Origin of the sequence: Gemmatimonas sp. UBA7669, assembly GCF_002483225.1 — a bacterium.
Classification (GTDB): domain Bacteria; phylum Gemmatimonadota; class Gemmatimonadetes; order Gemmatimonadales; family Gemmatimonadaceae; genus Gemmatimonas.
Genome location: NZ_DLHL01000014.1, coordinates 58423 through 67273, shown reverse-complemented (window position 1 = coordinate 67273; position 8851 = coordinate 58423). Strand labels below are relative to the sequence as shown.

General features: G+C 67.8%; 7 protein-coding genes. 2 read left to right on the top strand and 5 right to left on the bottom strand.

Translation table 11 applies throughout. The features are described from left to right. Nucleotides 1–98: 98 nt before the first annotated feature. Nucleotides 99–1181 (bottom strand): glycerophosphodiester phosphodiesterase, encoded by a 1083-nt coding sequence (locus B2747_RS04915; protein ID WP_291157399.1) that lies wholly within the window; start codon nt 1179–1181, stop codon nt 99–101. 87 nt (nt 1182–1268) lie between these two features. Between B2747_RS04915 and B2747_RS04910 the strand changes: the two genes are divergently transcribed. Both B2747_RS04910 and B2747_RS04905 read left to right on the top strand, forming a co-directional pair. After that, a complete protein-coding gene (locus tag B2747_RS04910) occupies nt 1269–4529 on the top strand; it encodes a serine/threonine-protein kinase (protein ID WP_291157398.1) in 3261 nt (1086 codons plus the stop codon). Between the two features lie 4 nt (nt 4530–4533). Beyond that, nucleotides 4534–5220, top strand: coding sequence for an ankyrin repeat domain-containing protein (locus B2747_RS04905; protein WP_291157397.1), 687 nt, complete (start codon nt 4534–4536; stop codon nt 5218–5220). Between the two features lie 52 nt (nt 5221–5272). Here B2747_RS04905 and B2747_RS04900 read toward each other — a convergent pair whose 3' ends face one another. From B2747_RS04900 to B2747_RS04885, 4 genes are all read right to left on the bottom strand, one after another. Further along, nucleotides 5273–6070: an alpha/beta fold hydrolase gene (locus B2747_RS04900; RefSeq protein ID WP_291157395.1), complete on the bottom strand. Its 798-nt coding sequence runs from the start codon at nt 6068–6070 to the stop codon at nt 5273–5275. 8 nt (nt 6071–6078) lie between these two features. Beyond that, nucleotides 6079–6462, bottom strand: a complete 384-nt coding sequence (locus tag B2747_RS04895; protein WP_291157393.1) for an iron chaperone — start codon at nt 6460–6462, stop codon at nt 6079–6081. Between the two features lie 91 nt (nt 6463–6553). Beyond that, a complete protein-coding gene (locus B2747_RS04890) occupies nt 6554–6838 on the bottom strand; it encodes a DUF2007 domain-containing protein (protein WP_291157391.1) in 285 nt (94 codons plus the stop codon). Nucleotides 6839–6936: 98 nt separating this feature from the next. Then, nucleotides 6937–8847 (bottom strand): serine hydrolase domain-containing protein, encoded by a 1911-nt coding sequence (locus tag B2747_RS04885; RefSeq protein WP_291157389.1) that lies wholly within the window; start codon nt 8845–8847, stop codon nt 6937–6939. Between the last annotated feature and the right edge of the window lie 4 nt (nt 8848–8851).

The following is an 8851-nucleotide window of genomic DNA, read 5'->3' as shown; positions in this document are numbered from 1 at the left end:
GATACAAGGATTGGAGAGGCGGGCCTCGGGGGCTCCACTATCAAGGGAACCCCCGAGGCCCGCCCCTCTTATCCCCAGATCCTCTGATCCTCACACCATCAGTTCAACCCAAGCCCCCGCAGCGCCCCCACCGTCACATCCGGGAAGTCGGTAAAGAACCCATCCACCCCCAGCCCCACGAGCTCGCGCACCTCCGCTGCCGAGTCCCCACCATATCGCTTGGCGAGAAAGGCCGGCTCAGGCCGCAGCGTCCACACGTGCACACGCAGACCCGCCGCTTTGGCGTCCTGAATCACCGTGCTGGGCCTAGCCGATGAATCGGCGCCGACCACCATGCGCTGATTGAGGCCCACGGCGTCGGCAAACCTGGCGATGTCGCGCAGCCGCGCCGCGTCGAGACGTCCCGCACCAATGAGATACACGAGCGGCACCCGCGTCATGCCACGCAACGTACGAAGGTTGCCGTCCTCGAAACTTTGGATGAAGACCGGGGCGTCGCGGCGATCGAGCCCGTGTCGGCGCAGGGCCGCCAGCAGGCGCTCTTCGAGGGGCAGCCCGATCTGCCGGTGATACGAGGGATGCTTGGTCTCGGGATACACCCCCACGGCCCGTCCGCGCTGGCGACCCAGCGAGTCGGCGAGCGCCAGCACCTCGTCGAATGTGGGAATGGCGAACTGGCCGTTGTAGGCCTGCGAGCGGAAGGGCAACCGTTCCCGCGCTCGCAGGGTCTTGAGTTCAGCGAGCGTGAAGTCTTCGGTGAACCAGCCCTCTACCGTGTCTCCGTCGATGACCTTGCGCGTTTTGCGAGATGGAAAGCGCGTCGCGACGTCGGTGGTGCCGCCAATTTCGTTTTCGTGCCGCGCCACGAGCACACTGTCCCGCGTGCTGACCAGGTCGGGCTCGATGAAGTCGGCGCCCTGCTCCACCGCCAGCGCGTAGGCGGCGAGGGTGTGCTCAGGCCGATGTCCACTGGCGCCGCGGTGCGCGATCACCAGCGGTCGACCGGGCACCGCCGCCGGGGCCAGGCCCATCCAGACCGGCGAGGCAGGCGAGGCGCCCGGTGTGGCGCGTGACCCGGCCCCGCCCCCACAGGCCGTCACGAACAGACACAGGCTCCCAAGCAGAATGCCGAGGAACAGATCACGTCGGGCGTGGGTAGTGCGTACGTTTGTAGTCTGCATTGTGCTCGGCATCACACCACAGCGGCGTCCGGGATGAACTGACGGAAGGCCGTGGCCATCCGCAGGCTTTCGCCACAACTTACCCGCATGAACGACCCCGCATCCCGAACCCTCGAGTCACGACTGCGTACCGCCTTGGCTGGGCAGTACCGCGTGGAGGGGTTGCTCGGGCAGGGTGGCATGGGGTCGGTATTTCGGGCGCACGACGAGGCGCTTGATCGCCCGGTGGCCATCAAGGTCGTGGCGCCGGACGTGGCGGCCAGCGCCGAGCTGCGGCAGCGCTTCGTGCAGGAATCGCGCACCGTCGCCCGGCTCCGGCATCCGCACATCGTGGCCGTGTACTCGGCCGGTGAAGCCGACGGCCTGCTGTACTTCGTCATGGAGTTCGTGCCTGGCGAGAGTCTGCGCGATCGGCTCACGCGCGAGGACCGCCTTGCTGAAGCGGAGGCCGTGCCCATTCTGCGCGACATCGCGCTGGCGCTCGACTACGCGCACGCGCAGGGTCTCGTCCACCGCGACGTGAAGCCGGAGAATGTGCTGCTGGACCGGGACACCGGTCGCGCCATGCTCACGGACTTCGGCGTGGCGCGGGCGCTGCAGGGCAATTTGCAGATAACCGGCGCGGGCTTTGTGCTGGGCTCGCCGCGCTACATGAGTCCCGAGCAGGCCAGTGGCGATGCGGACATCGACGGCCGCAGCGATCTCTATTCGCTGGGGCTGATTGCGGTGGAGATGCTCACGGGCGCGCCGGCTGTGGATGCGCCGACGGCGGCGTCGGTGCTCGTCAAGCATCTCACGGAGGCGGTGCCCTCGCTCAGCGAGTCGGCGCCTGCCACGTCTCCGGCCGTCGCTTCGGCCATCGATCGTCTGCTGGCCAAGGATCGTGACGCGCGCTGGCCGCATGGCCGCGCCTTCGCGGCGGCGGTGACGGGTGACCCGATGGCTGATACGCCCTCGGGACCGGTCACACGCGCCACACCCACGCGGCTGATCGGTGCGGCCTCCAGCGGGAAGGCCACCAAGACGCCGGCACGTGGTCGTCGCGGCCTGTTGGTCTGGGGTGGTCTGGCCATTGCGACTCTGGCCTCGCTGGCGGTGGTGCTTTCGCGTCCGGCTGGCGCGCGTGAAGCCGAGCGGGCCTGGCTGGTGGCACCATTCGAAGTGCAGGCGCCCGACAACTCGCTCGACTGGTTGCGCGAAGGCGGCGTCAATATGCTCACGCTGTCGCTCGAGCAGTGGCGCGACCTCAAGGTGGTGGAGTACGAGCGCACGCTCGACCTGTTGCGCGACGAACGACTCGACGAGGCGCGGCGCATCAGCTTCGACGACGCGGAACGTCTGGCGCGTCGCGCCGGTGTGGGCCGTGTCGTGCTGGGGCAGCTGACGCTGGCCGGTGACTCGCTCATCGCCACCGCCACGCTGTACGACACGCGGGCCCAGGACGTGGTGGACCGCGCACGGGTCGCCGCGCTGCGCACGGCCGATCCGCGCAGCGTCTTCGAGCAGCTCGCCGGTGATCTGCTCAATCTGGCCGGTGGACCGCGGGTGTCACTCGATCTCGCGCGGCAGACCACCAACTCGGTGGACGCGTATCGCTTGTATCTCGAAGGGCTGCGCTCGCTCAACTCCTGGCGCCTCGATGCGGCCGATTCGCTGTTCACGCAGGCCATTCGCCGCGACAGCACGTTTGCGCTGGCGTATTATCGTCGCTCCCTCGGGCGCGGTTGGCGCAACTGGTCGGACACCCTCAACGTGGCCGACGCGGAGCGCGCAGTGCAGTTCGCAGCGCGTCTGCCGCAGCGTCAGCAGGAAATCGTGCGCGGACATGCGGAGCTCACGAGTGCATTCCGTCTCCTGCAGCGTGGAGATCCGGACGCCGCGCGGGCGTCGCTGTTGGCCTCCCACGAGCGGCTCGCGCGATTGGTGGCCGTGGATTCGCTGGACGCGGAGGCGTGGTATGCCTTTGCCGACGCGGCGTACCACCTCGTGCTGAATACGTCATACGGCCGCAGTCCCGACAGCACGGCCAAGTATCTCAATCAGTCCATGCGCGCGTTCCAGCGCACCATTGCGCTCGACTCCACGTTCCATCTGGCGTATGAGCACCTGGTGTCGATGTACAATCAGGCGGCAGTCCCGCGTGCGTTCATCGTGTTGGTGGGCGACAGTATCAAGCCGGGTGGACCGGTGGCGTATGAGACGCGGCTGGGTACACCAGCGCAGGTGGAAGCGCTGCGCAATGCGGCCAGTGTGCGCGCACGCGAAGCAGCCATGGGCTGGATTGCCGCCGACCCCGATGCCGTGCAGGCGCGCAAGGCGCTGGCCGACAATCTGCTGACCGCCGGCATGGCCGACAGCGCCATTGGCGTGCTGCAGGCGGCGATGGCGCGCTCGTCCACCAACGATCCCACCTTCGCGTGGCGCATTCTGGCCATTCGCGCGCGGGCGCTGCGACCGGGTACCGGCGCCGAAGCGGCCACCATGCTGGCCGCCACGCCCGATGACACGCTGCGCCGTCTTGCGGTGGGCGAGCGCTATCTGATTCTGCAGGACGCCATGAGCATCGGCGCGCTGACCGGTCGGCCGTCGCTCATCAGCGCGGCCGCGGGCACCATGACGCGCGCCACCGATGGCATGGATATCGTGCCTGGCGTCAAGTCCGCGGCGGTGGCACTGTGGCTCTCGCTCACCATGAAGGCCAGCATGGGCATTCCGCTCACGGTGACAGACCGTCAGCAGTTGACGGGTGTGGCGCGGCAACTTGAAGGCCTGCCACCGCAGCAGCGTGACTGGCTGAGTGCGTACATGACGTTCCTGGCCACGCGCGACGTGCAGCATGGCGAGATGGCGGTGCGCACGCTGGCCGCGCAGGGCGACAGCACGGGGTATCCCGAGCTGCGTGCACTGCTCGCCATTGAGCGGCGCGACAGCAGCGAGGCACGTCGGCTTGCGCGCAGCTTCCCATCGGTGGATTCGCTGCGCACGTCACGCATCGGCACCACGGGCCTGCGCATGGTGACACGCGCCGTGGTGTTGGCGGAACTGGGCGACGTGCGTCAGGCACTGGCGGTGCTCGAACTCATCGACCCGGCACGCTTCTCACTCAGCGAGTCGGTGGAGACCACCTGGGCGGTGTACGTGCGCCAATTCATGTTGCGCGGTGCGCTGTACGAGCGCATTGGCGAGCCGGTCAAGGCACGGCAGGCCTATGAGCGCTTCCTTGAGCTCTGGCGTGATGGCGAGGCGCCGCTCGAGCCGCAGTTGCGAACCGCGCGCGAGGCCGTGGCGCGCCTGCGTGATGCGGCGCCGCGCAGTGCGGGTACCAGCGGTGGCGCCCCGGGCCGCTGACGCCATGGTCCCCACCGCACCGGAAGTCCTGCTCACCGCCATTCGTGGCCGCGATCAGCTGGGTATCGAGCGTCTGCTCGCGGAAGACCCGGCACGGGCGCAGATGCGCGCACCGGGCGGGGAGACGCTTGCGCTGCACTGCTGCTATGTGGGCGCGCCGGAGTTGGCGCCGCTCTTTCTGCGGCAGCGCGGGCCCGATGCCTGTGAGGCGGCGGCACTGGGTCAGGTGGACGCGCTGCGGCAGATCATCTTCAACGACGATGACGCGCGGGTGCTGCGCAGCAGTGATGGCTGGACGCCACTGCATCTCGCGGCGTTCTTCGGGCACGAAGAAGCCGTGGCGCTGCTCATCGACCTCGGCGCCCCACTCGATGCGCATTCCACCAACGCCACGCGCAACACACCGCTGCACGCGGCGTTGGCGGGGGCCACGAAGCCGGGCATCGTGCGACGCCTCGTGTTTGCCGGCGCCGATGTGGCGGCGCTTGGTGCGCATCGTGTCACGCCGCTGCATCTGGCCGCGTCACGTGGCGACAGTGCCCTGTGTGACCTGCTCATTGCGCGCGGCGCCGAGGTACATGCCGTGATGGAGGACGGCACCACGCCGGCCATGATGGCCACCGCGCGCGGATTCGCCGAGCTGGGTGCGCGACTCGCGGCCTTGCCGCTCGAGTCGAACGACGCGGGGTAATGGCGGCGGTGCCAGGATGCGACGATAAGACGTCGCGTTCTGGGTAACTGCGTCAGCTGTGCACGAACCGCAGGATGTCCGGGGCGTAGTCCTCCACTGCCAGGGCATGCAGGGGTGCCACCGTGCCCAACAGGCGCGCGTCGGGAATCGCTGCGCAAAGTTGGCGCGCGGCCACATCCTCGCCTTGAGCGGCCAGCACCAATGTGGGGACGTGTACCGACTTCGCGGCGTCCAGCGGCACCAGCCCATCGCCCAACATGTCGTAGTCGTACGGGAGCGTCGCTGCCAGAGCGCACATGGCCTCCCCGGCAGGCGATGCCATCAAGCCATCCAGTTCCTCCGGTGACAATCCGAACCCGCTGAGAAAGAAACGGACAGCCCCTGCGTGGTCAGCCTGCGCCACGAGCGCACGCAGCCGCTCGGCCTGTTGCGCATGCTCGGCGCGCATGGCGTCCGCGTCGGGCGTGTGCGGCGAGTAGGGCGGATCACCGAGCACGAGCCGCGCGACGGGGAGCCCGGCGGCCGCTGCGCGGAGAGCGAGCGCCGCGCCGGATGAATGTCCGTAGATGGTGACCGGACCCACGCAGGTGGAGAGCAGAGCGTCCACATCCTCGACCTCGCGCTCCGGCGAGTACGGTGACGCGGCATGCACGCTGTGCCCCCGCTCACGACGATCCCAGATGATGGTGGTGCACGCCGGGGACAGCGTCTCGGCCAGTGGGACATAGGTCGAGTGATCGCTCAGTGCGCCGCCAATGATGAGGAGGGCCGGTCCGCTGCCGTAACGCCAATGGGCGATGCGCGAGCCATCGCGTGACGTCGCGCACTCCGGGCTGGTTTGCATGGGCATGGTGTCCGTTACCCCTTCTGCTGGGCGTCGATCTCGGCAAGTCGCAGCTTCACGATCTTGCGGATGAGCGCGTCGGGGAGCGGATGCTCGATGGTGTAGCGCACGACGCGACTCGTCGCGTCGTAGTCCTGCAACGCGTCCGCGAGGGTATCGAGCGCGCGACCGAACATGACGTACAGCGCCAGGTGTGTCCTGCCTGCGCCAAACCCGACCACGGTCTTGTTCTTGTAACGCAGGGCGGGCACGCGCGTCTTGATGGCCTCGTCTGCGCCGGGAATCAGCGCGTGCAAGCGCGTGCGCAGATCCGAGAGTGCCTCACGCTGCGGGGCGGGCAGGGCGGCGAGGTAGTCGTCGACCAGTGAGTTTTGGGGCATGATGGCGGGCGAATGCATGGTCCAAGCCTCCACACGGGGGATGAAGGCTTGGACTGCATGCGGCCTCTGAAATCATCGTTCGCGCCCAACGGGCGGGCGCGCCTACCGGTCAGGGCGTGGGTTCGTCGTCCGGCACGTCGAACGGGACGTCAGACGGGACGTCATCCGGCGCCGACTCCAGCAGCGCCTGTGCCTCGTCCAGCACCTCGGTGGGGACCATGATGGTGTAGCCGGAGCGCGTGGCGCCCTGGAACCCGAGGCCGAAGAGCGCGGTGCTTTCGTGATTGTCCCGCACGGCCGGGATGCCTTCAGCCTCGAGCTGGGCCATGACAAAATCGGCCTCGAAGCCAGTGGCGTAGGTATTGAGGACACTCCAACCGGGTGCATTCATCATCGCCTCCTGCGCATGCGCATGGTGTAGGGGATCTGCACATTACGTTACGATGCATTCCTGCGTTTCGACAGGCGCCGGCCAACACGGATGCATGCGCGTCAGGCCCAGAGTCGAAGCGGCAGCAACCCCCAGTACGCGAGCGTGACCAGCCATTGCAGCGCGCCGGTCAGCAGCAGGCCGTCGAGCACGAGGCCTCGATTGAAGGTTGCGCGGGTGCGCCACAGGCGCACGGCGGTGTGCAGCGTCGCGGCGGCTACGCCAGCCAGCATCAGACCCGTGCCAACCGCCAGCAACACACTCGGCCACCGCATGTCACCAATGGCCAGAAACGGTTGACGGAACAGTCCTGCGGCCGCCGCCAGTAGTGGTACGAGGGAAAGTACCGGCCAGCACAGCGGCTCGCGCACGGGGGCGCGGCGCGCGATGCGTATCAGTCCCCGCATCAGGATCAGCAGCACACAGCACAGACCCACGGCCGCCGAGAGCCACCGCCACCAAACGCGTATCATGGACACGCGCACGAGTGTGCGCTGGCCATCGCTGATCATGCGTTCGTGACCATTGGTCAGCAGCACATGCGTGGGCCAGGCACGGCCGAGGAGGCCCCAGGTCATACCGCCGCGCCAGACCAGGTGCCGTGCGGTGCCGCCGAGCGGCGTGAGGGTCAAGCTGTCGCCACGAATGAAGATGTGGAACGGCGCGAGCGCGTCGAGATAGCTGAACTGTTCGAAGCGTGTGGGGCGAGGCACATACCAGCCGATCCACGTCGCTGCATCAGCACCACGCAGCACTGGGGCCGCCACGTGGCCACGGAACGCCGTGGGCCTGGCACCGAGTTGTGCGACCAGCAGCGAATCCACGCGGTCCCAGGCCGCGTCTTCCGGATCGCTGTTGTAGCTGGCAAAGAAGGCCCGCTGCTGATCGGGCAACACGCAGAGAATGGCGCGGAAGGTGCCGATATTGCCCACATGACAGCGGGTCATGAGCCCCCAGCGTTCGCGCGACTGCAGCCCGAGCCCATAGCCCAACGTGAGGCCGGCGCGTTCGGCCTCGGTGTGCCTCGGCACGCCCATGGCAGACAGCAGCGTGCCGTCCACGAGAACACGTGATGTGTCGCCGTGTGGCATACGCCCATTGCTCATGAGGAAGCGCGCGAAACGCGCCATGTCGCCTGCCGTGGTGGTGAACTGTGCTGCCGGTCGTGTGGCCAGCCCGTAGGCCGGTTGACGTGTGCCGTCGTCAAAGTGCCCCATGGCCATGGTGGTGTCGGCCTTGTCGCCGACCTGCGATTGCCACGTGAAGGTCGAGCGCGTCATGCCAAGTGGCGCAAGCAGTTCACGATCGAGAAACCGCTCGTAGCGCTCACCGGTGACGGTCTCCACGAGCAGGGCGAGCAGCGTGTAACCGGTGTTGGAGTACGAGAATCGTGTACCCGGGCGTGCCTGCAACGCGAGCCGTGTGCCATCGCGCGCGATGGCGCGGCGCAGTGCAAGATCAGGCGACGTCCGTGTGGCAAACACCTGCCAGAGATGCGCGTCGCCAAGTCCCGAGGTGTGATCGAGCAGATGCCGCACGGTGATTGGCGAGCTGGCCTGCCAGGGATTGTGAATGGGCAGATCCGGCAGGTAGCTGGCCACGGGTTCGTCGAGCGCCAGTTGCCCGCGGGTGACGAGCATGAGGACGCCGGTGGCCAGCAGCGTTTTGGTGACTGAGCCCAGTTGTACGCGCGTGTTTGCGGTCATGGGCACCGCACTCGCCCTGTCGCGGATGCCAGCGGCACCCAGCTCATTGGAGTCGCCGCGCACGAGTGCCCATACCGCGCCGGGGACGCCAATTTCGCCCAGCGCGCGCGAGACGGACGCGGTCAGGATGCTGTCGCTGGCAGAAGGCGAGCCTTGAAGCTGTGCGGACGCCTGACGCCCCGCCAACGACAGCAGTGCGAGGGCGAGGAGCGCGCGGGCGGCCACGCGGCGCGTAGCGGAACGGTAGGTTTCGAATGTCGTGCTCACGCCC